At 71.6% G+C, this 26,333-nt stretch carries 23 protein-coding genes; 16 read left to right on the top strand and 7 right to left on the bottom strand.

The window, feature by feature from the left end; genetic code table 11:
* The first annotated feature begins 194 nt into the window (after nt 1-194).
* Genes ACQP2Y_RS28110 through ACQP2Y_RS28100 form a run of 3 tightly spaced genes read left to right on the top strand, consistent with a single transcriptional unit; the run spans nt 195 to nt 2,109 of the window.
* Nucleotides 195-878 (top strand): DUF2064 domain-containing protein, encoded by a 684-nt coding sequence (locus ACQP2Y_RS28110; protein ID WP_433718035.1) that lies wholly within the window; start codon nt 195-197, stop codon nt 876-878.
* Nucleotides 879-908: 30 nt separating this feature from the next.
* On the top strand, nt 909-1,790 hold the full coding sequence (locus tag ACQP2Y_RS28105; RefSeq protein WP_433718034.1) for an LLM class F420-dependent oxidoreductase: 882 nt from the start codon (nt 909-911) through the stop codon (nt 1,788-1,790).
* Between the two features lie 49 nt (nt 1,791-1,839).
* Nucleotides 1,840-2,109, top strand: a complete 270-nt coding sequence (locus ACQP2Y_RS28100) for an SCO0607 family lipoprotein (protein ID WP_433718033.1) — start codon at nt 1,840-1,842, stop codon at nt 2,107-2,109.
* Nucleotides 2,110-2,121: 12 nt separating this feature from the next.
* Here the strand turns inward: ACQP2Y_RS28100 and ACQP2Y_RS28095 are convergent, their stop codons facing one another.
* On the bottom strand, nt 2,122-2,907 hold the full coding sequence (locus tag ACQP2Y_RS28095; protein ID WP_433718032.1) for an SDR family oxidoreductase: 786 nt from the start codon (nt 2,905-2,907) through the stop codon (nt 2,122-2,124).
* Nucleotides 2,908-2,989: 82 nt separating this feature from the next.
* Here ACQP2Y_RS28095 and ACQP2Y_RS28090 point away from each other — a divergent pair, with 82 nt between their 5' ends.
* Together ACQP2Y_RS28090 and ACQP2Y_RS28085 are read left to right on the top strand one after the other, a co-directional pair.
* On the top strand, nt 2,990-3,895 hold the full coding sequence (locus ACQP2Y_RS28090; protein WP_433718031.1) for a sigma-70 family RNA polymerase sigma factor: 906 nt from the start codon (nt 2,990-2,992) through the stop codon (nt 3,893-3,895).
* On the top strand, nt 3,892-4,398 hold the full coding sequence (locus ACQP2Y_RS28085) for a GNAT family N-acetyltransferase (RefSeq protein ID WP_433718030.1): 507 nt from the start codon (nt 3,892-3,894) through the stop codon (nt 4,396-4,398). Before ACQP2Y_RS28090 ends, ACQP2Y_RS28085 begins: the two co-directional genes overlap by 4 nt.
* On the opposite strand, the gene ACQP2Y_RS28080 is transcribed toward ACQP2Y_RS28085, so the two are convergent.
* Nucleotides 4,380-5,294 carry a cupin domain-containing protein gene (locus ACQP2Y_RS28080; protein ID WP_433718029.1) on the bottom strand — a complete coding sequence of 305 codons (915 nt, stop codon included), beginning with the start codon at nt 5,292-5,294 and terminating at the stop codon, nt 4,380-4,382. The two genes, ACQP2Y_RS28085 and ACQP2Y_RS28080, sit on opposite strands and share 19 nt — an antisense overlap.
* Nucleotides 5,295-5,378: 84 nt before the next feature.
* On the opposite strand from ACQP2Y_RS28080, the gene ACQP2Y_RS28075 reads away from it, so the two are divergent.
* Entirely contained in the window at nt 5,379-5,885 is a 507-nt protein-coding gene (locus tag ACQP2Y_RS28075; RefSeq protein WP_433718028.1) for a VOC family protein, read from the top strand.
* Between the two features lie 50 nt (nt 5,886-5,935).
* Here the strand turns inward: ACQP2Y_RS28075 and ACQP2Y_RS28070 are convergent, their stop codons facing one another.
* Nucleotides 5,936-8,332 carry a glycoside hydrolase family 3 N-terminal domain-containing protein gene (locus ACQP2Y_RS28070; protein WP_433718027.1) on the bottom strand — a complete coding sequence of 799 codons (2,397 nt, stop codon included), beginning with the start codon at nt 8,330-8,332 and terminating at the stop codon, nt 5,936-5,938.
* 322 nt (nt 8,333-8,654) lie between these two features.
* Between ACQP2Y_RS28070 and ACQP2Y_RS28065 the strand changes: the two genes are divergently transcribed.
* From ACQP2Y_RS28065 to ACQP2Y_RS28055, 3 genes are all read left to right on the top strand, one after another.
* Nucleotides 8,655-9,989: an extracellular solute-binding protein gene (locus tag ACQP2Y_RS28065; protein ID WP_433718026.1), complete on the top strand. Its 1,335-nt coding sequence runs from the start codon at nt 8,655-8,657 to the stop codon at nt 9,987-9,989.
* Between the two features lie 71 nt (nt 9,990-10,060).
* Nucleotides 10,061-10,906 carry a carbohydrate ABC transporter permease gene (locus ACQP2Y_RS28060; RefSeq protein WP_433718025.1) on the top strand — a complete coding sequence of 282 codons (846 nt, stop codon included), beginning with the start codon at nt 10,061-10,063 and terminating at the stop codon, nt 10,904-10,906.
* Nucleotides 10,906-11,808, top strand: a complete 903-nt coding sequence (locus ACQP2Y_RS28055; protein ID WP_433718024.1) for a carbohydrate ABC transporter permease — start codon at nt 10,906-10,908, stop codon at nt 11,806-11,808. Before ACQP2Y_RS28060 ends, ACQP2Y_RS28055 begins: the two co-directional genes overlap by 1 nt.
* Here ACQP2Y_RS28055 and ACQP2Y_RS28050 read toward each other — a convergent pair.
* Entirely contained in the window at nt 11,777-12,817 is a 1,041-nt protein-coding gene (locus ACQP2Y_RS28050; RefSeq protein WP_433718023.1) for a LacI family DNA-binding transcriptional regulator, read from the bottom strand. The genes ACQP2Y_RS28055 and ACQP2Y_RS28050 overlap by 32 nt on opposite strands.
* Nucleotides 12,818-12,893: 76 nt before the next feature.
* Complete coding sequence (locus ACQP2Y_RS28045) at nt 12,894-13,955, bottom strand: endo-1,4-beta-xylanase (RefSeq protein WP_433718022.1); 1,062 nt, start codon at nt 13,953-13,955, stop codon at nt 12,894-12,896.
* A gap of 270 nt (nt 13,956-14,225) precedes the next feature.
* On the opposite strand from ACQP2Y_RS28045, the gene ACQP2Y_RS28040 reads away from it, so the two are divergent.
* From ACQP2Y_RS28040 to ACQP2Y_RS28010, 7 genes are all read left to right on the top strand, one after another.
* Complete coding sequence (locus ACQP2Y_RS28040; protein ID WP_433718021.1) at nt 14,226-14,924, top strand: polysaccharide deacetylase family protein; 699 nt, start codon at nt 14,226-14,228, stop codon at nt 14,922-14,924.
* Between the two features lie 13 nt (nt 14,925-14,937).
* A complete protein-coding gene (locus ACQP2Y_RS28035; RefSeq protein WP_433718020.1) occupies nt 14,938-16,212 on the top strand; it encodes a GDSL-type esterase/lipase family protein in 1,275 nt (424 codons plus the stop codon).
* Between the two features lie 13 nt (nt 16,213-16,225).
* Complete coding sequence (locus ACQP2Y_RS28030) at nt 16,226-19,198, top strand: glycosyl hydrolase 115 family protein (protein WP_433718019.1); 2,973 nt, start codon at nt 16,226-16,228, stop codon at nt 19,196-19,198.
* Nucleotides 19,195-20,445: an SGNH/GDSL hydrolase family protein gene (locus tag ACQP2Y_RS28025; protein ID WP_433718018.1), complete on the top strand. Its 1,251-nt coding sequence runs from the start codon at nt 19,195-19,197 to the stop codon at nt 20,443-20,445. The genes ACQP2Y_RS28030 and ACQP2Y_RS28025 overlap by 4 nt, the downstream gene beginning before the upstream one ends.
* Nucleotides 20,442-20,969 carry a hypothetical protein gene (locus ACQP2Y_RS28020; protein ID WP_433718017.1) on the top strand — a complete coding sequence of 176 codons (528 nt, stop codon included), beginning with the start codon at nt 20,442-20,444 and terminating at the stop codon, nt 20,967-20,969. Before ACQP2Y_RS28025 ends, ACQP2Y_RS28020 begins: the two co-directional genes overlap by 4 nt.
* Before the next feature lie 96 nt (nt 20,970-21,065).
* Nucleotides 21,066-22,493: an endo-1,4-beta-xylanase gene (locus ACQP2Y_RS28015; protein WP_433718016.1), complete on the top strand. Its 1,428-nt coding sequence runs from the start codon at nt 21,066-21,068 to the stop codon at nt 22,491-22,493.
* A gap of 71 nt (nt 22,494-22,564) precedes the next feature.
* Nucleotides 22,565-23,896, top strand: coding sequence for an extracellular catalytic domain type 1 short-chain-length polyhydroxyalkanoate depolymerase (locus ACQP2Y_RS28010; RefSeq protein ID WP_433718015.1), 1,332 nt, complete (start codon nt 22,565-22,567; stop codon nt 23,894-23,896).
* A 52-nt stretch (nt 23,897-23,948) separates the two neighbouring features.
* On the opposite strand, the gene ACQP2Y_RS28005 is transcribed toward ACQP2Y_RS28010, so the two are convergent.
* Nucleotides 23,949-24,359, bottom strand: a complete 411-nt coding sequence (locus tag ACQP2Y_RS28005) for a DUF4184 family protein (RefSeq protein WP_433718014.1) — start codon at nt 24,357-24,359, stop codon at nt 23,949-23,951.
* Between the two features lie 117 nt (nt 24,360-24,476).
* On the bottom strand, nt 24,477-26,210 hold the full coding sequence (locus ACQP2Y_RS28000; RefSeq protein WP_433718013.1) for a VWA domain-containing protein: 1,734 nt from the start codon (nt 26,208-26,210) through the stop codon (nt 24,477-24,479).
* Nucleotides 26,211-26,333 lie beyond the last annotated feature (123 nt).

Genomic DNA, 26,333 nt, shown 5'->3' with positions numbered 1-26,333 from the left:
GGGAACTGCCCACGGCTCCCGCCCGCCACCGGCCCGGTGGGGTGCGGGCCCAGCCTCGCCGACCGATCGGGACGTGTCAATGCATCCGTTCGCTGAAGAAAGTTGGCCGAACGCGGCAACCTTCCCGGCCCGGTCCGCCACTGTGCAGATGGGCGCGGCGTCCGCTGCCGTCCGGGCTGTCGAATGGATGGGTGATGACTCGACCTAGTGCGCCGTACGCCGGCCGGCCGTCCCGGCGGACCCGGGACACGTCGGTGGTCGGGCGGCGACCCGTCGGCGGCCGGGTCCACCCGTGCCGGCCGCGACGGCTCCCGGTGCTGCGGCAGTGCAGCGTGCAGGTGGTCTCCGATCTGTGCGGACCCGCGTCCCGGCTGGACCGGCCCTGGACCCCGGTGCAGGCCGCGATGATCGCCGCCGCGGCCACCGCCGACACGATGCGGGCCGTGCGCGCGATGCCGGGCTGGCCGATCGAGATCGGACCGCTCGCCTACGCCTTCGCGCCCCGGGCCGATCAGCCCGGCACCGGCGCGCTGCTCGTGGCGCCCCAGGTGCCCCAGCTCAGCGCCGCTCTGCTGGCCGACGCGGCCGAGCTGCTGAGCGAGTTCGACGCGGTGCTCGGTCCCACCACCGGGGCCGGCTGGTGGGCGTTCGGGCTGCGCGAGCCCGCCCACGGCGCCACCCTGCGGGCCATGCCCGGCGCCCTGAGCAGTGCGGGCTCTCTGACGGTCGCGGCCCTGCGCCTCGGGCTGCGCGTGGCGATGCTGCCCACGCTGCGGGAGCTGGGCACCGGCGCCGACGTGCCGGTGGTCGCCGGGCACTGCCCGGCCGGCAGCGAGTTCGCCGTGACGGTCGCCCACCTGAGCCGGGGACGCGGCTGAGCCGCCCCCAAGATCCGGTACGTTGCCGGTATGAGCGTGCGTTTCGGAGTGTTCGTCCCGCAGGGCTGGAAGATGGACCTGGTCGAGATCGCCGACCCGGTCGAGCAGTACGAGGCGATGACCGCGGTGGCCAAAGCGGCCGACGCCGGCCCGTGGGACTCGGTGTGGGTGTACGACCACTTCCACACCGTGCCGGAGCCGACCATCAACACGACGTTCGAGTGCTGGACGGTCACCTCGACGCTGGCCCGTGACACCAGCCGGATCAACATCGGCCAGATGGTCGGCTGCAACGGCTACCGCCAGCCCTCGCTCTACGCCAAGATCGCCTCCACCGTGGACGTCGCCAGCCACGGCCGGCTCTACGCCGGGCTCGGCGCCGGCTGGTACGAGCACGAGTGGAAGGCGTACGGCTACCAGTGGCGCGAGGTGCCGCAGCGGATGGGCGAGTTCCGGGAGGCCGTCGAGATCGTGCACAAGATGTGGACCGAGGAGCGGCCCGTCTTCACCGGCCGGCACTACTCGATCGACCAGCCGATCAACGAGCCCAAGGGCGTCCGCAAGCCGCACCCGTCGTTCTGGCTGGGCGGCGGTGGCGAGAAGGTCACCCTCAAGCTGGTCGCGCAGTACGCCGACGCCTGCAACGTGGGCGGCGGCGACCCGGAGCTCATCCGGCACAAGCTCGGCGTGCTGCGCGGGCACTGCGACGACCTGGGCCGCGACTACGACCGGATCATCAAGTCGACCGGCTTCGAGCTCAAGCTCGACGAGCCGGTCGCCGAGACGATCGGGCGCCTGGAACGGATCGCCGAGGCCGGCGCCGACTACGTGATCGTCTACGTGCCCCGGGTGGCGTACGACCACGAGCCGATGCTGCGTTTCGCGAGCGAGGTCATCCCGCAGTTCAGCTGAGTACGCGTACGGATTTCCCGGAGGGCCGCACGCGGAAAGACTGACGGGCATGCGGAAGACACTGACCGTCCTGATGCTCGCCACCACCCTGTCGGCCGGCGGCTGCACGTTCGCGGACGCGATCTGCGGCTCCGGCGACTATCCCGTCAAGGCCGTGGGCACGACCACCGGCCAGGACTGTGTGCCCGAGGGCCAGGAGCCGCCGGCGGGCTACGTGCGCTACCCGGAGGGCAAGGTGCCCGAGCACGTCGGCGACAAGTGGGACGAGTACTGGAGCAAGGTGGTGGTCGACGAGCGGGGCAACGTCGTGTCCGGCTGACGGCCCGCCCGCTCATCGCACGGTGTCGGCCAGGAACTGCTCCCACGTACGCAGGCCCACGGCCCGGTCCGGCGCGAGGTTGGCGCCGGCCCGGATCGCCCGGTACGCCCCGCCGACCGCCGGCACCGCCACGATCGGCCGCCGCCGGCCGGTCGCTCGCAGGTAACCGCGGACCAGGTCGGCCATCGGGTGGATGTGCGGCCCGGCCAGGTCCGGCACCAGACCGGCCGGCTCGCCCAGGGCCAGTTCGACGAGCCGGGCCGCCACCTCACCGGCGTCCACCGGCTGGAAGCGGACGCCGGCCGGCACCGGGACCAGCGGCAGCCGGGCCAGTTGCCGGGCCGCCAGCAGGGTCAGGTCGTGGAACTGGGTCGCCCGCAGCGTGGTCCAGGGCAGCCCCGAGCCGGCCACGACCTGCTCGGCCGCGCGCTTGGCCGCGAAGTAGCCGAACATCGCCCGGTCGGCGGCGCTGACCACCGGCACCCGGTCGGCCCCGACGACCGAGATGAAGACCAGGTGCGGTGCGCCGGCCTGTCGCGCCGCGCGTACCAGGGTCCGGGCCTTCTGCTCGTCGCCCTTGGCGCTGCCCGCGCAGTGCAGGATCGTGGTGACCCCGGCCACGGCGGCGTCGACGCCCGCGCCGGTGGCCAGGTCGCCGACGCGGTATTCGGTGCCCTCGGTGGTCTCCCGCGGGTGGCGGCTCAGCACTCGCACGGAGTGGCCGGCCTTGTGCAGCAGCGGCAGGACGAGGCGGCCCAGCGTGCCGGTGCCGCCGGTGAGCAGAATGGGTGCGGACATGGTTTCTCCCCGATCGTCGGTCACATCTGTCGGCCCTCGCGGGTCTGATGGGATGACACCCGGCGCGGAAGGAATGTGACACGTGGACCAGGGCGCAGCGACGGCCGAGCTGTTCGAGACCCATCGGGGCAGGTTGCGCGCGGTGGCGTACCGGATGCTCGGGTCCCTCAGCGAGGCCGACGACGCGGTGCAGGACGCCTGGCTGCGCCTCGACCGGACCGGCGCTGAGGAGGTCGACAACCTCGGGGCCTGGCTGACCACGGTCGTCGCCCGGATCTGCCTGAACAAGCTGCGCACCCGGGCCCAGCAGCGCGAGGAACCGCTCGACGGGCACATCCACGTGAGCGACCCGGTCCTGAGCCGGGCCGACGTCGCCGACCCCGAGCACCAGGCGCTGCTGGCGGACGCGGTCGGGCTGGCGTTGCAGGTGGTGCTCGACACGCTGGCCCCGGCCGAGCGGCTCGCGTACGTCCTGCACGACATGTTCGCCGTGCCGTTCGAGGACGTGGCCACGATCATCGACCGGTCCCCGGCGGCCACCCGGCAGCTCGCCAGCCGGGCCCGGCGCCGGTTGCGCGGCGAGGCACCGGCGCCGGACCCGGACCTGGCCCGGCAGCGTCAGGTGGTGGAGGCGTTCTTCGCCGCCTCCCGGGCCGGCGACTTCAAAGCGCTCGTCGCGGTCCTCGATCCGGACGTGGTGCTGCGCTCCGACGCCGGTCCCACTCGTCCCCGGCTCAACGTGGTGCTACGCGGCGCCTCGACCGTGGCCGGCCAGGCCTTCACCGCCCGCCGGCTCGCGCCGTTCGTGCGCCCGGCCCTGGTCAACGGCGCGGCCGGGGTGGTGGTCGTGGTGAACGGCCGGCTGTTCTCGGTCATGGCCTTCACCGTGGCGGCCGGCCGGGTGGTGGCGATCGATGTCCTGGGTGATCCCGACCGCCTGGTTAAGCTCGATCTGACCGCCCTCGACCTGCCCCCGGAGCCGTCATGAAGCCACCGGAAGCCACCGGCCGCCTCGAGTTCCACCCGATGACTCCCGGCGATCTCGACGATCTGGCCGCCCTGCTCGGCGACCCGGTCGTCATGCAGTACTACCCGAAGACCCGTGACCGCGACGGCGCCCGGGACTGGATCAGCTGGAACCAGCGCCTCTACGAGACCGAGGGTTTCGGCCTGTGGGTGGTCCGGCTGCGGGCCACCGGGGAGTTCGTCGGTGACTGCGGCCTGACGCCGCAGGAGATCGACGGCGTGACAGACGTCGAGGTCGGCTACCACGTGCGCGCGGAGCTGCAGGGCCACGGGTACGCGACCGAGGCGGCCGCCGCCTGTCACGCGTACGCCCGTGACGTGCTCGGGGTGCAGCGCCTGATCGCGATCATCCACCCCGACAACGTGCCGTCCCAGCGCGTCGCGGAGAAGATCGGCCTCGCCTTCGAGCGCGACACCCTCTCCCGTGACGGTGACCCGGTCCGCGTCTACGCGACGGCGTTCTGACCCCGGCGGCGGTAGGCGCCCGGAGACATGCCCACCTCCCGCTTGAAGGCGGCAGCGAAGGCCACGTCCGAGCCGTAGCCGACCTGACCGGCGACGGCTGCCACGGTGGCCCGGTCGTCGCGGAGCAGTGTGCGGGCCCGTTGCATCCGTAGCGCCAGCAGGTACCGCATGGCGGGCCGGCCCACCCGCTCGGTGAACCGGGCCGCGAAGGCCGCGCGGGACAGCCCGGCCGTGGCGGCCAGCGAGGGCAGGGTCCACGGGTGCGCGAGGTCACCGTGGATCGCTTCCAGGGCAGCGGCGACGCACGGGTCGCCCAGCCCGGCCAGCCACCCCTGCTGGCCGACGGTGCCGCTGTGGTGGCGCAGAGCCCGGATCAGCAGCGCGTCGGAGAGCCGGGCCATGACCAGCTCGCTGCCCGGGCCACCGTCGAACGCCTCGGCCTGCAACGCCTCCACGAGCGCGGCGACCCACGCCGGCGGGCGGCCGTCGGTGCCCGGCAGCTGGATGACGGCGGGCAGGCCGCGCAACGCCGGATGGTCCGGCTCGCCGATGACGAACGCCCCGCAGACCACGACGGTCCGCTCGCCCGTCCCCCCGAGCGTCAACCGTGGCTCGGAGGAGCGGACGGCCAGGTCGTAGCCCGACACGGCCACGGTGGACGGCGCCGAGCGCAGCAGGTGGGAGTCACCGCGGGGCAGGATCACGACATCGCCGGCGGTCAGCCCGCGGACGGTGCCGTCCCGCAGCACCAGCTCGCACCGGCCCTCGGCGATGATGTGCACGCCGCGCAGGCGGGCCCGGTCGAAGTCCACGCTGAACGGGCTGCCGAGCTCCAGCCACCGGTAGGCGGCGCTGGAGAACCGCAGCTCCCGCAGCACCGAACTGAGCAGATCCATCGGCCCGGCCCCTCCAGACGAACACTGTGGTCCGGCGGACTTCCACACATGGATTGTCCGGGAAGAGGCTCCTAGCGTCGAGCCATGACTGTCACCACCGAAGAACCGGCCCTGCGGGGCATCACCGGACTCGACCGGATCACCCAGGTGAAACTGCCGGTCACCGACCTGGCCCGAAGCGTCGCCTGGTACTGCCGGCTGCTCGACCTGCGGCTGTTCTCCGAGTTCGTGGAGGACGGCGTGCTGCGCGGAGCCGGGCTGATTGACCCGCGGGAGCGGTTCTGCATCGCGCTGCGGGACCGGACCGTCTGCGCCGGCACACCGAGCCTGGACGGCTTCGACGTGTTCGCGTTCACCCCGGCCTCGCGGGCGGTCCTCGACGAGATCATCGCCCGGTGCGAGCGGTACGGCATCCGCCACGCCGAGCCGTACGACACCCCGGCGGGCACCATCCTGGACGTACCCGACCCGGACGGCACAGTGCTGCGCTTCTACCACTTCACCGCCGGCACCAGCGGTTTCACCGGGATCGAGTCCCGCGACGGGGCGATCGTCGGCTCCTACTCCCGGCCGCGGCTGCCGGCCGGCTGACAGCCGCCGGCCCGCCGTCTCCTGGGGGAGCGGCGGGCACGAGACGTCGGCTAGCTCGCGACCGGCAGTTCGGCGTCCTTGGTCGGCATCACGTCGACCGGGGTGACCAGCCGGCGGTCGGCGCCGACCACCCGCAGCGGGCCGGTCAACCGGACCGTGCCCCGGCACGGCAGGTCCTCGGCGGACGTGCCGACCATGACCTCGATGTCGCCCGGCTCCACGATGCGCCGCAGGTCGCGGCCCGTGAAGGCGGTCCGGTCGGCGTGCACCTGGAAGCGGACCAGGGCGTCGGTGTGCGGCTCCAGCGACACCCGGGCGAAGCCGGTGAGCTGCTTGACCGGCCGGGTCACCTGGGCCACCGTGTCGTGCAGGTAGAGCTGGACGACCTCCTCGCCGGTGCGCTCGCCGGTGTTGCAGACCCGGACCGTCACGGTGAACTCCCCGTCGGTGGGCACCTCGCTCGCGCTGATCCGCAGGTCGTCCAGCTCGAAGGTGGTGTACGCCGAGCCGTAGCCGAACGGGAACAGCGGCGTCGGGTCGAGGTTGCTGATGTTGGTCCGGTCGGCGCCGAGCGGCGGCTGCAGGTAGGTGCCGGGCTGGCCGCCCGGGTGCCGGGGGATCTGCACCGGCAGCTTGCCGCCGGGCTGGATCCGGCCGCTGAGGATGCCGGCGATGGCCCCGCCCGCCTCCTGGCCCGGCATGAACGCCTGCACCAGGCCGGCGGCGCGGCCGTGCACGTCGCCCAGCGCGTACGGGCGGCCGGAGACCACGACCACGACGACCGGCGTACCGGTGTCCAGCAGCTCGGCCAGCAGGTCGGCCTGTACGCCCGGCAGGCGCAGGTCCTCGGCGTCGCAGCCCTCGCCCGACGAGCCGTTGCCGAACAGGCCGGCGAGGTCTCCGACGACGGCCACGCACAGGTCCGAGTCGCGGGCGGTGGCGACGGCGGCGGCGAAGCCGGAGCGGTCGGTGCCCTGCACCTGGCTGCCGCGTTCGTGGACGATCTCGGTGCCGGGCAGCTCGGCGCGCAGCGCGTCCACCACCGTCGGCACGTCGATGCCCAGGCCCAGTTCAGGGTGGCGGGGCAGCACGTGGTTGGGGAACGCGTAGCAGCCCATGAAGGTGCGCGGGTCGTCGGCGCAGGGCCCGACCACGGCGATCCGGGTCGGGGCCGCCCGGTTGCCGTCGAGCAGCGGCAGGGCGGTGCCGGCGTCCAGCAGCACGATCGAGCGCTCCGCCACCTCGCGGGCCAGCGCCCGGTTGGCCGGGGAGTCCAGGTCGGTGCCGGCCGCGCGGGCCACCGAGGCCTCGGGCGTCCAGTCTGGGTCGAGCAGGCCGAGCTCGACCTTGTGGGTCAGCAGGCGCCGGGCGGCCCGGTCCACCAGTTCCTCGGGCACCTCGCCGGCGCGCACCCGCTCGACCAGATCGGCGCCGAAGCCGAGGGTGTCGGGCAGCTCGACGTCGATGCCCGCGGCGAGGGCCTGGGCGCCGGCCTCGCCGGTGTCGGCGGCGACCTTGTGCATGGTGGCGAGGAAGGGCACGGCCCAGTAGTCGGACACCACCGTGCCGGTGAAACCCCACTCGTCCCGCAGCAGGTCGGTGAGCAGCCAGGAGTCCGCGGCGGCGGGTACGCCGTCGACGTCGGAGTACGAGTTCATCACCGAGCCGGCCCGGCCCACCCGGATCGCCGTCTCGAAGCTGGGCAGGATCACGTCCATCAGCTCACGCCGGCCCATCGGCACCGGCCCGTGGTTACGCGCGGCGCGCGCGGCCGAGTAGCCGGCGAAGTGCTTGAGGGTGGCGATGATCCCGGCGCTCTGCAGGCCCCGCACGTACCCGGCGCCGAGCATCGAGACCAGGTACGGGTCCTCGCCCATGGTCTCCTCGACCCGGCCCCAGCGGTAGTCGCGGACGACGTCGAGCACCGGGGACAGCCCCTGGTGCACCCCGACCGCGGCCATGTCCCGGCCGATCGCCGCGGCCATCCGCTCCACCAGGTCCGGGTCGAAGGTCGCGCCCCAGGCGATCGCGGCGGGGTAGACCGTCGCGCCGTAGGTGGTGAAGCCGGTCAGGCACTCCTCGTGCACCAGCGCGGGGATGCCGAGGCGGCTGTCCTCGATCACGATGCGCTGCTGGCGGACGACCTCGGCGGCGCCCTCGGTCACGGTGAGCGGGATGCCGCCGTAGACCCGGGTGAGGTGACCCAGGCCGTGCTTGCTGGCGTCCTCGAGGGAAACGGAGCCGGATGCGGCGAACACGTCCTGCATGGGGGCTACGTTGAGGTTGGTCCCGGTCTCGTCGGCCGGCTCCTCGTCGTGCTCCATGTCGTTGCTGACCCACCGGCTGCCCAGCTGCGCGACCTTCTCCTCGAGGGTCATGTGCGCCAGTAGCGAGCTGACCCGGTCAGCCACGCTACGGGTCTGGTCTTGCCAGTCAGGTGTCGTCACGATGGTTCTCCTTACGAGCAGGACGGGGGTGCAGGCGTGCCGAAACTTTCGGACTGTCGACGAGACCGGACCGCGACCTTACCGTGACCTTCGACGGGGAGAGATCGGGCCTGACAGTGCTGCAGTGGGTCCACTCTCGCGCCTAAAGCACGAGTCTTTCAAGGGCCTTGACACGCCAATCATGAAATCCTACGTTAACGAAATCTCTCGGTAACTTGCGGTTGTCGATCGAAAGTTCCAGAACCTGGATCTGAGTTCGGCGGCCTCTCCCTCAGATGTTCGACTCGCCGCGAGCCTGCGGCTCACGAGTACGGAGACCAGCGTGGAACGCAGTCCGATATCCCGTCGCACCTTCCTCAGCCTGACGGCCGCCGCCGGCGCCGGCGCCGCCCTGGCCGCCTGTGGCAGTTCCGGCCCGGGCACCAGCTCCGGGACTAAGGCCGGCTCGGCCAGCTACTGGTTCCTCACCGGCCAGCCCGGCGAGGGCATCCGGCAGGCCGCCGCGGAGCGCTTCAACAAGGCCAACCCGGACACCAAGATCCAGTTCACCGCGTTCGAGAACGACGCTTACAAGCAGAAGATCAAGACGGCCATCGGCGCCGGCCAGGCGCCCACGCTGATCTGGGGCTGGGGCGGTGGCGGCCTGAAGAGCTACGTGGACGCCGGTCAGGTCGAGGACCTGACCCCGTGGTTCGAGCAGAACGCCGCGATCAAGGACAAGCTGTTCCCGTCCTCGTTCGGACCGGCCACGGTCAACGGCAAGATCTACGCCATGCCGTGCGAGACGGTCGCGCCGATCATCCTGTTCTACAACAAGAAGGTCTTCAACGACGTCGGGGTGCAGCCGCCGAAGACCTGGAGCGAGGTCATGGCGCTCGTTCCGAAGTTCAACGAGAAGAAGATCGCGCCCTTCTCGCTGGCCGGCAAGTCCCGGTGGACCAACATGATGTGGCTGGAGTTCATGCTCGACCGCATCGGCGGCTCGCAGGTCTTCCAGAACGTCTTCGAGGGCAAGAAGGACGCCTGGTCCGACCCGGCAGTGCTGGACATGCTGACCAAGCTGCTGGACCTGGTGAAGGCCAACGGCTTCAACAAGGGCTTCTCGTCGGTCGACGCGGGCGCCAACGCCGACCAGGCCCTGCTCTACACCGGCAAGGCCGCCATGATGCTGCACGGCGCCTGGACCTACGGCAGCATGAAGAACGACGGCGGCGACTTCGTCTCCAAGGGCAACCTGGGCTGGATCCCGTTCCCGACCTTCGAGGGCGGCAAGGGCGACCCGAGCGACACGGTCGGCAACCCGGGCCAGTACCTCGCGATCTCCAGCAAGGCCACCGCCGAGCAGAAGGACATCGCCAAGAAGTTCTTCACCACCGGCGTGCTCGACGAGGCCGAGACCAAGGCGTGGATCAACGACGGCGGCTCGGTGCCGGTGGTCAAGGGCACGGAGGCCACCCTGGCCGCGTCCCCCGACGCCGAGTTCCTCAAGTTCGTCTACGACACCTCGGTCAACGCCAAGGTCTTCGCCCAGTCCTGGGACCAGGCGCTGAGCCCGACCGCGGCCGAGGCCCTGCTGGACAACATCGCCAAGCTGTTCCAGCAGCAGGTCACCCCGCAGCAGTGGGTCACCAACATGAACGGGGTCATCGGTAAATGACCGCTCTTGCTCCGCCCCCGGTGGCGGTACCTTCCTCCAAGACCGGCGGGCGGAGCAGGTCCGTCTCCTGGATGGTGTGGCCGGCGCTGCTGATGTTCGCGGCGTTCGGTGTGGTGCCGCTGCTCGGTGTGCTCATCCTCAGCTTCACCCAGTGGGACGGCATCGGTGCCATCAACCCGGCCGGCATGGACAACTGGCAATCGGTGCTCAGCGGTCCCGGCCTGTTGCACTCGATCTGGGTGACGTTCCTCGTGATGGCGCTGTCCTGGGTGTTCCAGACGCCGATGAGCCTGCTGATCGGTGTCTTCCTGGCTGCCCGAAAGCGCTACCGCGGGTTCCTCGCCGTGCTGTACTTCATCCCGTTGCTGCTCAGCTCGGCGGCCATCGCGATCACCTTCAGCGCGCTGCTGAACCCCAACTTCGGGCTCGGCACGGGCCTGGGCTTCGAGTGGCTCAACCAGGACTGGCTGGGCCAGGGCAACCTCGCCCTGGGTGTGCTGGTCTTCGTCGTGTCCTGGCAGTTCATCCCGTTCCACTCGCTGATCTACCAGGGCGCCGTGCGGCAGATCCCGACCGCCATGTACGAGGCGGCCGAGATCGACGGCGCCGGCCGGGTGCGCAAGTTCTTCAGCATCACCCTGCCCCAGCTCAAGTACACGATCATCACCTCGTCGACGCTGATGGTGGTGGGATCGCTGACGTTCTTCGACCTGATCTTCGTCCTCACCGCCGGCGGGCCGGGTGACGCCACCAACGTGCTCGCGCTCGAGATGTACAAGACCGGGTTCATGGCCAACCTCATGGGTCCGGCCAGCGTGATCGCGGTGATCCTGGTGCTGTTCGGTCTCGGCCTGGCGCTGCTGCTGCGCAAGCTCGGTGGCGGCGGCGCGTCCGACAGCCAACTGGAAGGTGCCTGATGGCTATCTCGACCCGGCAGGCGCCGTCGCGGCACGGCGTGTCGGTGACTTCGTCCGGTGGCGGCCCGCGCCGCCGTTCCCCGCTGCGACTGAACTGGTTCGGCGGCAGTTTCAGCTGGCTCTGGCTGATCGTGGTGATGCTGCCGATCTACTGGATCGTCATCACCAGCTTCAAGACCAGGGCCAACTACTACGCCCAGAACCCACTGGTCCCGCCGTCGGCGCCGACCCTGGACAACTACCGTCTGGTGATCGAGGCCGAGTTCACGCGGTACTTCCTCAACAGCGTCATCGTGACGGCCGGGGCGGTGCTGCCGGCCGCCCTGATCTCCTTCATGGCGGCGTACGCGATCGTCCGTGGCAGCGCGGGCAGCCGCTTCCTGCGCTCGGTCAACGGTTTGTTCCTGATGGGCCTGGCCATCCCGCTGCAGGCGGTGGTGATCCCGATCTACCTGATCATCATCAAGCTGCAGATGTACGACACCCTGCTGGCGATCATCCTGCCGTCGATCGCCTTCGCCATCCCGTTGTCGGTGCTGGTGCTGGCCAACTTCATCCGGGACGTGCCCAAGGAACTGTTCGAGTCGATGCGCCTGGACGGCGCGACCGAATGGGGCACGTTGTGGCGGCTGGCGTTCCCGCTGGTCCGTCCGGCCCTGGTGACCGTGGTGATCTATCAGGGGCTCGGCGTCTGGAACGGTTTCATCCTGCCGCTGATCCTCACCCAGAGCCCCGAACAGCGGACCCTGCCGCTGGGGCTGTGGAGCTTCCAGGGCCAGTACGGCGTCAACGTGCCGGCCGTGCTCGCCTCGGTCGTGCTGACCACGCTGCCGATCCTGATCCTGTACGCGATCGGCCGGCGGCAGTTGCTCAGCGGTTTGACCGCGGGGTTCGGGAAGTAGCAACAGGGGCGGTGCTGTCACGTACCTTGAGCTCGGTGGCGAGCTCGACGCGGGGAGCCTGAAGGGCCTCGCCGCGCGCCAGTCGCAGGACTGTGTGCGCGGCGAGCCCGCCCATCTCGGCCAGCGGCTGGCGCACGGTGGTCAGCGGCGGTGAGGACCAGCGGGCCTCGGGCAGGTCGTCGAAGCCGGTCACGCTCAGGTCGGCGGGCACCCGCAGGCCGCGGCGGCGGGCGGCTTCGTAGACACCCAGCGCCATCTGGTCACTGGTGGCGAACACGGCGGTCGGCGGCTCGGCGAGATCGAGCAGCCGGCCGCCGCCGGTGTATCCGGACTCGTGGCGGAAGTCGCCCTGCACGATCAGGGCCGGGTCGGTGCCGATGCCGGCCGCGGCCAGGGCGGCCCGGTAGCCGTCCAGACGGGCCCGGCTGCACGAGAGCCCGCGCGGGCCCGCGATGAGCCCGATCCGCCGGTGGCCCAGGGAGAGCAGGTGCTCGGTGGCGCTGAGCCCGCCGGCCCAGTTGGTCGCCCCGACCGTGGCGACCTCGGAGGCCGAGCCGCCGGCCGGGTCGATGACGACCACCGGGATGTGCAGCCGGCGCAGCTGGATCTGGACCGGCGCGGCGACCTGGGACAGCACGAAGACGACCCCGTCGCAGGTGCGCGTGCGCAGGTTGCGCAGCCACTGCCGGGTCGCCGTGTCGTCCTGGTGCACGGCCGAGACGACCGTGCCCGCGCCGGCCGCGTGCGCCACGTCGGCCACCCCGCGGATGAGCTCGACGGCCCACGGGCTGTCGAGCTCGTCGAAGACCACGTCGAGGACCTGCGCGCGGCCCGGCGCGCGGGAGTTGCGCCGCCGGTAGCCCCGGTCGCGCAGCAGCTGCTCGACCCGTTCCCGGGTGGCCGCGGAGACGTCCGCGCGGCCGTTGAGCACGCGGGAGACGGTCGGCACGGAGACCCCGGCCGCGTCCGCGATGGCGGAGATGGTCACCCGGCGCTCGTCCGCGCTCATCGCGCTCCTCCTCGCTTGCGGGCCGGAACCGGCGGGCCCGCCCCTGCCGGAGCGGGCCCACCGGTGCCGAGCAGGATCAGCGCCCGGCGAGCGCCAGGGTGTCGCGCAGCGCGGCGTACGCCGGCTTGGGGTTCAGGTTCTCGTCGTACGGGGTGGCGGAACCCTCGCCGGCGAAGACGCCGGGCACCCACGAGTAGCGGTCGGTGAAGCCCCACAGCGTGTACGAGACGCACTTGTCGGCGAGCAGGCACGCCTGGAGCAGGGCGGTGAAGCCCTGCGCCTGGGCCTGCACCTTGATCGGGTCGGCCGGCAGCGGCATCCGCACGTCGACCTCGGTGAAGGCGGTCTGCAGGCCGAGCTTCTCGAACCGGCGCAGGTTGGCCAGCACGTCTCCGGGTACGCCGTACTGCACCGCGAGGTGGCCCTGGATGCCGTACCCCTGGACCGGCACGCCCTGGGCCTTGAGCTGCTTGACCAGCGCATAGTACGCGTCGCTCTTGGCGCTGAGGCCCTCGTTGTTGTAGTCGTTGAGGAACAGCGTGGCCTTGGGGTCGGCCTGGTGCGCCCAGCGGAACGCGTCGGCGACGTAGCCGGGTCCGAGGTTGCGCAGCCAGATGCTGTCCCGCCAGGTGCCGTCGTCGTTGAAGATCTCGTTGACCACGTCCCAGTGCCACACCTTGCCGCGGAAGTGCGTGACCTCGTCGATGATGTGCTTGCGCAGCACCTCGCGCAGCTGCGTGGGCGTGAAGGCCTGCTCGGTGACCCAGGCCGGGTTCTGGTTGTGCCAGACCAGGGTGTGCCCGCGGACCTTCTGCCGGTGGGCGCGGGCGAAGTCGACCAGCCGGTCGGCCGCGGCCCAGTCGTGCACGCCCTGCTGCGGCTCGGTGGCCTCCCACTTCATCACGTTCTCGGCGGTCACCGTGGAGAACTCGCGGCCCACGGCGGCCCGGTAGGCGTCGTCATCGGCCAGGGCCGCCATGTCGACGGCGGTGCCGATCCGCAGGTCGGCGCGGTCGGCCAGGGTCCGCAGCCCGGTGGGGGCCGGATGACCGGGCTTGGCCGGGGAGGCGGTGGCGGGACCGCCGGTCAGGGTGAGGGTCGTCAGGAGAACGACGCCGGCGAGAACGCGAACTCTCATCGTCTGTCCATTCTATTCCGGCCCTCCGCGGACGGCCGAGAGGTTCCGAGAACTTCCGTTACGTGACCGGAACATATGCCGATCCTGTTCACCGGTCAACAGGTAACAACGTGGACAGATAGCGGTGAAGATCAATGAGGCGAGCGCGTGATCTGGGGCGCAGCGCCTTCTTGACGCGACTTCGACCGGGTTCTATGTTACGGACGTTCGGCCGCGCGGTTTCCGAAAGTTTCGGAGCAACGGGTCCCCGGAATCGATCGTGAGGATGCCATGTCTCATCGTCCGAAGTGGTGGCGCCGGCTGGCGGTGCCGATGTCCGCTCTGCTGCTGGCCGGAGGCCTGGCCGGCCCCGCCGAGGCCGGCGGCCCGACCGCCGTGGTCGTCGACACCGCCCGCGGGCAGGGCGACGTCGTCAGCTTCACCTTCGACGACGGCCCCAACCCGCCCGACACCCTGCGCCTGCTCGACGTGCTGCGCCGGCGGCACGTGCGCGCGGTGTTCTGCCTGTGGGGCGACCACGTCGTCGAGCATCCCGAGGTGGCGCGCCGCATCGCCGCCGCCGGGCACGTGCTGTGCAACCACTCGATGCACCACGACGACGTCGGCCCCTGGACCCCGGAACAGATCCGGGCGGACCTGATCGAGACCAGCGCGGCGATCCGCCGGGCGGTCCCGCACGCCCGCATCCCGTACTTCCGGGCGCCGTACGGCAGCTGGGGGCAGAGCCCGCAGGTCGCGGCCGAGCTGGGCATGCAGCCGCTGGGCTGGCGGATGGACATCGCCGACTGGGAGCCGCCGGGCACCGACGTGCTCGTGCAGCGGCTGCGTGAGCGCATCACCCCGGGCGCGGTGGTGCTCATGCACGACGGCGGCGGCGACCGCAGCCAGACCGTCGAGGCCGTCGACCGGATCATTCCCGAGCTGCGCGCCCAGGGCTGGCGCTTCACCCTGCCGCGGCGTCGTGGCTGACCGGGGAGGATCCGTGTCCACCAGACGTGAACTGCTGGCGCTCGCCTCGGGCGCCGCCGTGGCCGCCACCCTGCCCGGCGCACCCGCGCAGGCGAGCGGCCGGACCGGCGACACTCCACGCTGGACCGGCACCTGGGCCGCGGCGCCGACCACCGTCCCGCCCACCCCGCCGACCGTGCTGGAGAACCAGACCGTGCGCCACGTCGTGCACGTCAGCACCGGCGGCGACCGGCTGCGGATCCGGCTGACCAACGAGTTCGGCGAGCAGCCGCTGGTCGTCGGCGAGGTGCGGGTCGCCCGGCGCGCCGGGACCGGGGCGAGCACGGCCAACCAGCCCGGCAGCGACCGGGCGGTCACCTTCGGCGGGCACACGACGGCGACCGTCCCGGCGGGCGCGCCGCTGGTCAGCGACCCGGTGCACCTGCGGGTCCCGGCCGGCACCGAGCTGACCGTCAGCGTGTACCTGCCGCGGCGCACGCCGGTCACGACGCTGGCCGCTTTCGCGTACCAGGACAACGTGATCGCCGCCGGGAACGTCACCGCGGCCCGTATGGTCACGCCGACCGCCGTGGTCGGCCAGAACCTGTTCCTCTCCGGGGTCAGCGTCGCCTCGGGGGCCGGCGCGATCGTCACCCTCGGCGACTCCATCACCAACGGCGCCAACGCGGCAGCGAACCTCAACCACCGCTGGCCCGACCTGCTGGCCGCCCGGCTGCGTGCCGCCCGCATCGACCGTGGCGTGGTCAACGTCGGCGTCTCCGGCAACCGGCTGCTGCACGACCCCAACCCGCCGGCCGGCAGCGACGCGGTGGCCTACGCCGCGTACTTCGCGCAGAGCGCGCTGCGCCGCTTCGACCGCGACGTGGTCGCCCAGCCCGGGGCGGAGTTCCTGATCGTGCTGCTCGGGGTCAACGACCTCGGCCACCCCGGCACCACCGCACCGGCGTCCGAGGTGGTCTCCGCCGACGACCTCATCGCCGGGCACCGCCAGCTCATCGCCCGGGCCCACCAGGCCGGGCTGCGGGCCTACGGCGCCACCGTGCTGCCGTTCAAGGACGACACCCTCGGGTTCTACTCGGCCGGGAACGAGCGCAAGCGGGCCGCGCTGAACCACTGGATCCGCACCGGCGGGGACTACGACGCGGTCATCGACTTCGACGCCGCCGTCCGGGACCGCACCGATCCGCTCCGGCTGGCCCCGGCCTACGACAGCGGCGACCACCTGCACCCCAACGACGCCGGGATGGCCGCGCTCGCCGCAGCCGTACCCCTGCGACTCTTCCGGTAGGGAAGGCGTACCCATGAGGCTCCTGCTCGCTCTCGCGGCCCTGGCCGCGCCCTTCTTCGTCGCCGGGCCGGCACCGGCCGCGGCGGCATCACGTGACGCGCTGGCCACGGGGCAGCGCGACTCGTACGTCTCCGCCCTGCCCGGCCGCGGCCGGTTCCCGCTGGTGGCCGGCGGCCGCGCCGCGCCGCTGGTGGTCAGCGCGGGTGACCACGCCGGGGTGATCCGGGTGGTCGACGACCTGAGCGCGGACATCGCCGCGGTCACCGGGGTGACGCCGGTGGTCGCCCACGACCGGGTACCCGGCGGGCGCGACCCGGTGCTGGTCGGCACCATCGGCAAGAGCCCGCTGATCGACCGGCTGATCGCCGCGGGCAAGCTCGACGTGCGCGGCGTCGCCGGCAAGTGGGAGACCACGGTCGAGCAGATCGTGGAGAACCCGCTGCCGGGCGTCCGGCGCGCGTTCGTGATCGCCGGCAGTGACCAGCGCGGCAGCATCTACGGCGCCTACGACCTGTCCAAGCGTCTCGGCGTCTCGCCCTGGCGCTTCTTCGACGACGTCCCGGTCCGCCACCAGGACGCGGTGTACCTGCTGCCCGGGCGGCACACCCAGGGCACGCCCGCGGTGAAGTACCGCGGCTTCTTCATCAACGACGAGAACCCGGCCACCGGCACCTGGGCCCCGGGTTACTTCGGGCCCGGCAAGGCGCCCGGCTTCCCGAACGGGCTCAACGCGGCCTACTACGCCAAGGTCTTCGAGACGATGCTGCGGCTGAAGGCCAACTACCTGTGGCCGGCCGTCTGGGGCCGCGCGTTCGCCGAGGACGACCCGCAGAACCACGCCACCGCCTCGTTCTACGGCGTGGTGATGGGCACCTCGCACGAGGCGCCGATGATGCGGGGCATCGAGGAGTGGAACCGGCACCCCGCCGGAACCGGCGAGTGGAGCTTCCGCCGCAACCCCGACGCGATCAAGGCGTACTGGCGGGACGGGGCCGAGCGGATGGCCCGCGACAAGATCGAGGGTGTCATCACGCTCGGCATGCGCGGCAACGGCGACGTCGGCCTGCCCGACGGCGACGGTATCGACCTGATGAGCTCCATCATCGACACCCAGCGGGAGATCCTGCGCGACACCGGCCTGATCGGCGCTCCCCAGGTGCAGACCCTCTACAAGGAGGTGCAGCGCTACTGGGACCGCGGCTACCGGCCGCCGGACGACGTCACCGTGGTGTTCTGCGACGACAACTGGGGCAACATGCGCAAGCTGCCGGACGCCTCGCTGCCGGCCCGCAGCGGCGGCTACGGCATGTACTACCACTTCGACTACGTCGGTGGCGGCCGCAACTACAAGTGGGCCGACACGGTCAACCTGACCAACACCTGGGAGCAGCTCAACCTCTCGTACCGCTCGGGGGTCGACCGGCTCTGGATGGTCAACGTCGGCGACCTGAAGAACGAGGAGCAGCCCACCCAGTTCTTCCTCGACTACGCCTGGAACCCCGACGCGCTGCCGCTGCACAAGCTGGGGGAGTGGGAGCGGCAGTACGCCGCCCAGAACTTCGGCCCGGCCCTGGCCGGTGACATCGCCGAGGTGCTCAGCGACTACGGCCACCTGCAGTCGCGCCGCAAGCCCGAGCTGCTCAACCGGCGCATCACCATCGACCCGGTCACCCAGGTGATCACCTACGACGACGAGGGCAACCCGTTCAGCCTCACCGACTACCGGGAGATGGACCGGGTCACCGCCGAGTGGCAGGCGCTCGGCGCCCGGGCCGAACGGATCAAGGCCAGGGTGCCCGCGGCCTGGCAGGACGCCTACTTCCAGCTGGTCTACTACCAGGTCAAGGCCACCGCGAACCTGTACGCGCTGCGCCGGGCCGAGTTCACCAACATCCGGTACGCCGGACAGGGCCGCGCCGCCACCAACGACCTGGCCGACCTCGCCGAGGCCCGGTTCGCCGAGGACCAGGCGCTGAACGCGTACTACAACAACGAGCTGGCCGGCGGGAAGTGGAAGAACTGGCAGCTCCAGCCCAAGATCGGTTACGGCAACGTGGCCCGGTACGGCCCCAACGCGCCCTGGCAGCAGCCGGAGAAGGACAACGTGGCGCTGCCGGACGAGATCTACCCGTACCTCAAGCGCATCGAGGTGCCCACGGCGGCCGCGATGGGCGTGGACCTCGACGGCGCGGACCCGGTCACGTTGCCGGCGTTCAGCCCGTACCAGTCGCAGCCGCAGCAGTACATCGAGGTCTACAACAAGGGCACGACGCCGTTCGCGTACCGGATCACCCCGGCCGTCCCGTGGGTGCACGTCACGCCGGCCGCCGGTCGGGTCGGCCAGCAGGTCCGGGCCACCGTCCGGGTGGACTGGCGGCGCGCACCGAAGGGCACCACCACCGTGCCGATCACCGTGACCGGGGCCGGCGCCACCACCGTCGTGCAGGCGCCGATCGACAACCCGGTGCTGCGCCCCCGCGGCTTCGTGGAGGCCAACGGCTACGTCGCGATGGAGGCCGACCACTACACCCGCAAGGTGGGCGACTGGCGGCTGCTGCCGGAGATCGGCAAGACCGGTAACGGCCTGACCCCGCTCGGCGGCACCGGCGCCCGCCTGGAGTACACGACCACCCTGAAGACGACCGGCCCCGTCAAGGTGACCGCCGTGCTGTCGCCGCGCAACAACGTCCTGCCGACCGACGGCCTCAAGTACGCGATCTCGCTGGACGACCAGCCGCCGCAGACGGTCAACATCACCAAGGCCACCGGCGCCGACGACACGACCATGAACCGCCAGTGGGAACGCAACACCTCCGACAACGTCAACCGCACCACCACGACGCACACCGTGGCCACGGCGGGCGTGCACACCCTCAAGTTCTGGATGGTGGACCCGACCGTGATCGTGCAGCGCCTCGAGATCGACACCGGCGGGGTCAAGTACAGCTACCTCGGCCCGCCCGAGAGCAAGCGGGTGACCCGATGAACCGCCGCTCACTGCTGGGCCTCGGCGGCGCCGCGGCGGTCTCCGTGGCCACCGCCGTCCAGACCCGCGGCCACCGTCCCCGCCGGGACTGGCTGCACACCTGGGTGTCGATGCCGCAGCTCACCGAGCCGGGCAACCTGCCGCCGGCCCCGTTCACCGGCACCGACTCGGTGCTCGTGGACACCACCTTGCGCCAGACCGTGCACACGTCGATCGCCGGGAGCTCCGTACGGCTGCGGTTCTCCAACGCCTTCGGCGGCGCGGTCCTGCCGATCACGGCCGTCTCGATCGCCCGGCCCGCCGGGGGCCGGGCGGGCTCGGCCGCGATCGAGCCGGGCACCCTGCGGCCGGTCACCTTCTCCGGGCGGACGTACGCGTCCGTCCCGGTGGGCGCGCAGGTCGTCTCCGATCCCATCGACCTCGACGTGCCGGCCCGCAGTGAGCTCACCGTCACGCTCTACCTGGCCACCGGCCAGGCGAGCACCGCGGTGACCTCGCACCCCGGTTCCCGCACCACCTCGCACCTGCTGCGCGGCGACCACCACGACGCCGCGGACCTGCCCGGCGCCACCCCCGTCGTGCACTGGTACTTTCTCAGCGGGGTCGAGGTGCTCGCACCGGGCGACAGCACGGCCACCGTGGTGCTCGGCGACTCCCTGACCGACGGCCGGGGTTCCACCACCGACGGCAACGACCGGTGGCCGGACCAGCTCTCCGCCCGGCTGCGCGGCAACCACGCGGTGCTCAACCAGGCGGCCGGCGGCAACCGGGTGCTCCAGGACGGCCTCGGGCCGAGCGCCCTCGCCCGCCTGGACCGCGACGTGCTCGCGCTGGGCGGAGTGGCCTCGCTGATCGTCTTCGAGGGCGTCAACGACATCGGTACGGCGGCAGCCACCCCCGAGGCGCAACAGCGGGTGGGCGACGACCTGCGGGCCGCGTACGACCAGATCGTCACCCGCGCCCACGCCCGCGACATCCAGGTGTACGGGGCCACGATCACGCCGTTCGGCGGCAACGAGGGCTACGACGATCCGGGCGGGTTGCGGGAGCAGACCCGTACCGGGGTCAACGAGTGGATCCGGCGCAGCGGACGCTTCGACGCTGTCGTCGACTTCGACGCGGTCGTCCGCGACCCGGCCGCCCCGCGCCGGCTGCTGCCCGCCTACGACACCGGTGACCACCTGCACTTCAACCCGGCCGGCTACCGGGCACTGGCCGAGGCCGTCCCGTTGCGGTGGTTGCGATGACCAACATGACCAACGTGGCGGTGCTGCTGCCGCCACCGGAGGCGTTGCCGGCCCGGCTGTCCACGTACCGGGAGGTCTTCGCCGGTCCGGTGTTCGACCTGGCTTTCGCCGCGGCGGGCACCTTCGACCTGCTCGCCGGGGCGGACATCCTGGCCATCGCGCCGCCGGTGCGGCGGGGGCCGGACACGATCACCGCCGAGGAGGCCGCCGCCCTGCGCGAGGCGGTACGCCGCAACTGCCGGATCCTGGCCATCGGCGAGGCCGTCTTCACCGTGGCGGCCGCCGGGCTGCTCGACGGCCGGGCGGTGTCCACCTGCCCGGCGCACGCCGAGGAGCTGCGGCGCCGCTATCCGCGGGTCCGGCTGGCGCCGGGCGTGCGGTACGTCGACGACGATCCGATCTTCACGGCCGCCGCCGGCGCCCCCGGCGTGGAGTTGTGCCTGCATCTGGTCCGCAAGTACCACGGCGCGGCCACCGCCGCCGGCATCGCCCGTTCCCTGCCGCGGCACCGCGCCGCCGAATAACAATTACGCCGGTCTATTCCCTCGGGAGCCGGACCGGCTCAAGATGGGAGCGCTCCCAAAGTGTCATCCCCCTCCCCGAACCGGAAGGCATCCACCGTGTCCGACCGACCCGTCCCCCGCGGACCCCGGCTCCGCACCACCCTGACCCTGCTGGCGGCGAGCGCCCTGGCCGGCGGCGTGGCGCTGGCCGTCGCGCCCTCGGCCGACGCCGCCACCACGCTCGGCGCCTCGGCCGCGGCCACCGGCCGCTACTTCGGCACCGCCGTCGCGGCCAACAAGCTCAGCGACAGCACCTACGTCGGGATCCTGAACCGTGAGTTCAACGCGGTCACGCCCGAGAACGAGATGAAGATCGACGCGACCGAGCCGCAGCAGAACCAGTTCTCCTTCACCAACGCGGACCGGATCGTCAACCACGCCCTCGCCCAGGGCATGAAGGTCCGCGGGCACACCCTGGCCTGGTACTCGCAGCAGCCCGGCTGGATGCAGAGCATGGAGGGCTCCGCGCTGCGGTCCGCCATGATCAACCACATCACCCGGGTCGCCACGTACTACCGCGGCAAGGTCTTCACCTGGGACGTGGTGAACGAGGCGTTCGCGGACAGCGGCGGCGGCCGGCGCGACTCCAACCTGCAGCGCACCGGCAACGACTGGATCGAGGTCGCCTTCCGGACCGCGCGCGCCGCCGACCCGGACGCCAAGCTCTGCTACAACGACTACAACATCGACAACTGGACCTGGGCCAAGACCCAGGGCGTGTACAACATGGTCCGCGATTTCAAGGCCCGTGGCGTCCCGATCGACTGCGTCGGCCTGCAGTCGCACTTCAACAGCGGGTCGCCGTACGCGAGCAACTACCGCACCACGATGGAGAGCTTCGCCGCGCTCGGCGTGGACGTGCAGGTCACCGAGCTGGACATCGAGGGCTCGGGACAGACCCAGGCGACCACGTACGCCAACGTCGTCCGCGACTGCCTGGCCGTGCCCCGGTGCAACGGCATCACCGTCTGGGGCATCCGGGACAGCGACTCGTGGCGGGCCAGCGGCACCCCGCTGCTCTTCGACGGCAGCGGTAACAAGAAGGCGGCGTACAACTCGACCCTGGAGGCGCTCAACGCCGGCGGGACCACCAACCCGACCACGCCCCCGCCGACCACGCCGCCGACCTCGCCGCCGACCTCGCCCCCTGTCTCGCCCACGCCGCCGACCGGCACCACGCCGCCGCCGTCCGGGACGGGCTGCACGGCCGCCTACACCGTGAACGCGTGGACCGGCGGCTTCACCGCCACGGTCAAGGTCAGCGCGGGCTCCGCCGCGGTCACCGGCTGGGCGGCCACGCTCACCCTGCCGTCGGGCTCCGCGGTCACCAACGCCTGGAACGCGCAGGCCACCGGCAGCACCGGCGCGGTCCGCTTCGCCAACGTCTCCTACAACGGCCGGATCGCCGCCGGATCCAGCACCGAGTTCGGTTTCCAGGGCACCGGCACCCCGCCCACCGGCACCCCCGCCTGCGCCGCGTCCTGATCGCGACGTCCGGCGCGGCGCGGACCACCCTTCCGCGCCGCGCCGGACCCATCCCCCCGGAGCGAGGAACCATGAAACGACTGACCCAGACCCTGCTGGCCCTCACCGCCGCGGTGAGCGCGATCGGCGCCTCCGTACTGCTGCCGGCCGCCCCCGCGGCCGCCGCGACCCTGCAGGAGGTCACCAGCTTCGGCACCAACCCGACCAACCTGCGCATGCACCTGTACGTCCCCGACCGGCTCCCGCCGAACCCGGCCCTGCTCGTGGCCGTGCACTACTGCACCGGCTCCGGCCCGGCGTTCTACTCGGGCACCTCGTTCGCCTCCCTGGCCGACCGGTACGGCTACATCGTGATCTACCCGTCGGCGACCCGCTCGGGCAACTGCTTCGACGTGTCCTCGCCGGGAGCGCTGCGCCATGACGGCAACAGCGACCCGGCCGGCATCGTCTCGATGGTCCGCTACGTGCAGCAGCGGTACAGCACCGATCCGGCCCGTACGGTCGTCACCGGTGCCTCCTCCGGCGCCATGATGACCAACGTGCTGCTGGGTGACTACCCGGACGTCTTCCGTGCCGGGGCGGCGTTCATGGGTGTGCCGTTCGGCTGCTTCGCCACCACCGACGGCTCAAGCTGGAACAGCGCCTGCGCCAACGGTCAGATCACCAAGACCCCGCAGGCGTGGGGCGACCTGGTCCGTAGCGCCTACCCGGGATACACCGGGGCGCGGCCGCGGATGCAGGTGTGGCACGGGGTCAACGACGACACGTTGCGGTACCCGAACTTCGCCGAAGAGATCAAGCAGTGGACCAACGTGCACGGCGTCTCGCAGACGCCGGTGCTGACCGACTCGCCGCAGTCGGGCTGGACGCGTACCCGCTACGGCTCGACCTCCGCGCAGCCGCCGGTCGAGGCGATCAGCGTGGCGAACACCGGGCACAACCTGCCGCAGTCCGGCATGGCCGAGCGTGCGGTGACGTTCCTCGGGCTGGACAGCACCACCGTCCCGCCGTCGAGCACGCCGCCGAGCATCCCGCCGTCCAGCACGCCGCCGAGCAGCACCCCGCCGTCCAGCCCGCCCCCGGGCACGGGCGGCTGCCGGGTCGGGTACGTGGTCAACGCCTGGAACAGCGGCCTGACCGCGGCGATCTCGATCACCAACTCCGGACCGGCCGTGACCAGCTGGACGCTCGGCTTCACCCTGCCGGCGGGCCAGACCATCACCTCCGGCTGGAACGCGACGTGGACGGGCTCCAGCGGAGCGGTCACCGCCCGCAACGTCTCCTACAACGGCAGCCTGGCGACGGGCGCGTCGACCAGCATCGGCCTGCAAGCCACGCACACCGGTGACAGCAGTCGCCCGACGGCGTTCACGCTGAACGGCACCGCCTGCACAGTCGCCTGATGAGACCGCCTGCTGCCCCGGACCGGGTGAGCCGGGGCAGCAGGTGCACCACTCAGCAAGAGCCGGGCAGAGTCGCGTCTTCTCCCGGACCGGATCCGGCCGGGCCACGCCTGCCGGTGGCGAGACGGCTCAGCTGCCAGCCGACGGCGTAGACCGCCAGCACGACGCAGACGGCAGCGACACCGTCCACGGCGAACTGCCGCACCGCGAGCTCCACCATGTCCTGCCCGGTCCACGTCGTCCGAGTCAACGGCATCTCGTTGGCCGCCATGAGTTCCCGGACACCTCTCACCGCGCCGACAGTGCCCAGCACCAGCGGCGCTGCCACCGCGGTTGCCCGGCGCTCGTACTGCCACACACGCCCTGCGGCGGCTTGCGGCAAGAGTGCCACCACGGGCCGTTTGAGCAGCACCTGAAACACCACGAGCAACACCAGGGCGATCAACGGATCGAGCCAGAACACCGACGATGCGTGGTGGGTCCGCGTGAGCAAGCGTGAACGGCACCCGCGGAACCGTAGCAACGCACTGCGATCCGACCGGCCCGGCCTGGTGGTTTGTACCACCAGGCCGGGCTCGTCCTAGGCTCCGGTACGGGTCGCGATCGCCTGCAGGAAGATCTCGTTGATCTTCGCCGGGTCCTCCGCGATGAAGACGCCGCTGGACGGCCCGCTGGCGTCCGAGATCGCCTTCAGCTCCCCGCGGTCGACCTCCGGACCGATTCCGATGATCACCATGCGCACCGGCTTCTGCGGGTCCCGCGCCTTCCGCAGGTCGGCGACCAGCTGGTCGCGGGTCAGGCCGTCGGGGTTCTCGTTCACCCCGTCGGTGAAGAGGATGACCGAGTTGACCCGGCCCCGCTGCCACCCCTGCTGCACGGTCTTGTACGCCGCCAGCGCGGTGTCGTACAGCCCGGTGTCGCCGGTCTTCTTGGGTTTCATGTCGTTGAGGGCGTCGTTGAGCCTGTTGCGCGCCGTGGACAGCGGGCTGATCGCCACCTTCGGCTGCCACGCCTGCTTGCCCACCAGCTCCGTGGAGAAGAACCAGGTGCCGACGGACCAGCGGTCGTCGAACAGCTGCAGCCCCTGCGCCGCGGCCCGCTTGGTGACCTCGTTGCGGGTCAGGCCACCAGCTGTGGGCACCTCGGTCAGCATCGAACCGGAGATGTCGAAGACGGCGAGCACCCGGCCCGGCTGCGTGATCGCGGCCCAGCTGCCCAGCACCTGGCTGATGGCCGTGGTGGCCTGGGCCGACGCGGCGGCACCCTGGCTCGCCGTGGCGCCCGGGGCGATCACCGGGGTGGCCACCGGCGGTGCGCCGGTCGGGGCGATGAAGCCTGCCCCCGCCTTGCCGTCGGGCCCGCGCAGACCGGCGGCGGCCAGCGCGTCCCGGAACGTCGTCCCGCGCAGCTCCTCGTGCAGCGCCGCGGCGGCGGCCGCCTTCTGCGGATCGACCTCCGGCATGACCGCGAACGGGTAGTTCAGCGCGGTCGGCGCCGGATCGAGGTAGAGGGCGGCGAGCTGGATGGGTGGCTTGCCCCCGTTGTACGCGACCACGTCCTCCTCGGAGAGGGGCGCGGCGCTCAGGCCGGTGGTGACCTCTGCGGCCGTACGCGGGAACTTCTCCAGCAGGTCCTGCCGGATGCTCGAGGTGTTCGCCGCGAGCTTGCGCAGCGCCGCCACCTTGCGCTGGGCCCCCGAGATGTCGTTGCCGGCGGCCGCGCCCAGGGCGAGCAGGCCGGTGAGGCCGGCCGCGTCGCGGGTCGGGTCGACGATGCCGGGCAGCAGGCTCTTGCTGGTGGTCAGCTGACCGAGCAGCTCCTGCCACTTGAGCTTCCGGGCCGGCCAGCCCAGCTTCTGTGCCATCGGCGCGGGCATGGCCAGCACCACAGGGCTCTCGGCGATCGGGGCGTTGTCGGTGGGCACGAAGCCGGGGGCCTCGCCGCCGACCCGCAGCAGCCAGGTCGAGGAGTCCGGGACCCACACGTCCGGCACGACCGGCTTGCCGGGCGCCGCCTTCAGGCCGGAGAGACCGACGCCGTGCTTGGCCGCGATGGTGGCGGCGGCGGTGGCGGGATCGGCGGCAGCGACGGCGACCTTGATGCAGACGCCGCCGACCTGGGCCTTCTCACCCTGGGCCCACTTGTCCGCGGTGGTCTGGATGGCGCCGGCGATCTCGGCGGCGGCGGTGACCGCGAGCTTCACCTCCCCGGCACAGTCTCCGGCGGAGAGGCGCTGGTAGCCCAGCCAGGATCCGGCACCGATGACGACGAGCGAGGCCGTGGCCGCGCTGACGACGATGCCGGTGAGACTCAAGGTTCTTCGATGGCGTCCGGGCACGCGGTCCATGCTCCGCAAGCAAAGATCGGAATGCCATGGACGTTCGGACGGAATTCTCACATCAACTGCAAAATGCGGCCCACATCCACCCCAACCAAC

This window comes from Actinoplanes sp. CA-051413 (assembly GCF_050955795.1).
Lineage (GTDB): Bacteria > Actinomycetota > Actinomycetes > Mycobacteriales > Micromonosporaceae > Actinoplanes.
The sequence above is the reverse complement of the archived record's forward strand: the minus strand, read 5'-3'. Positions and strand labels throughout refer to the sequence as shown.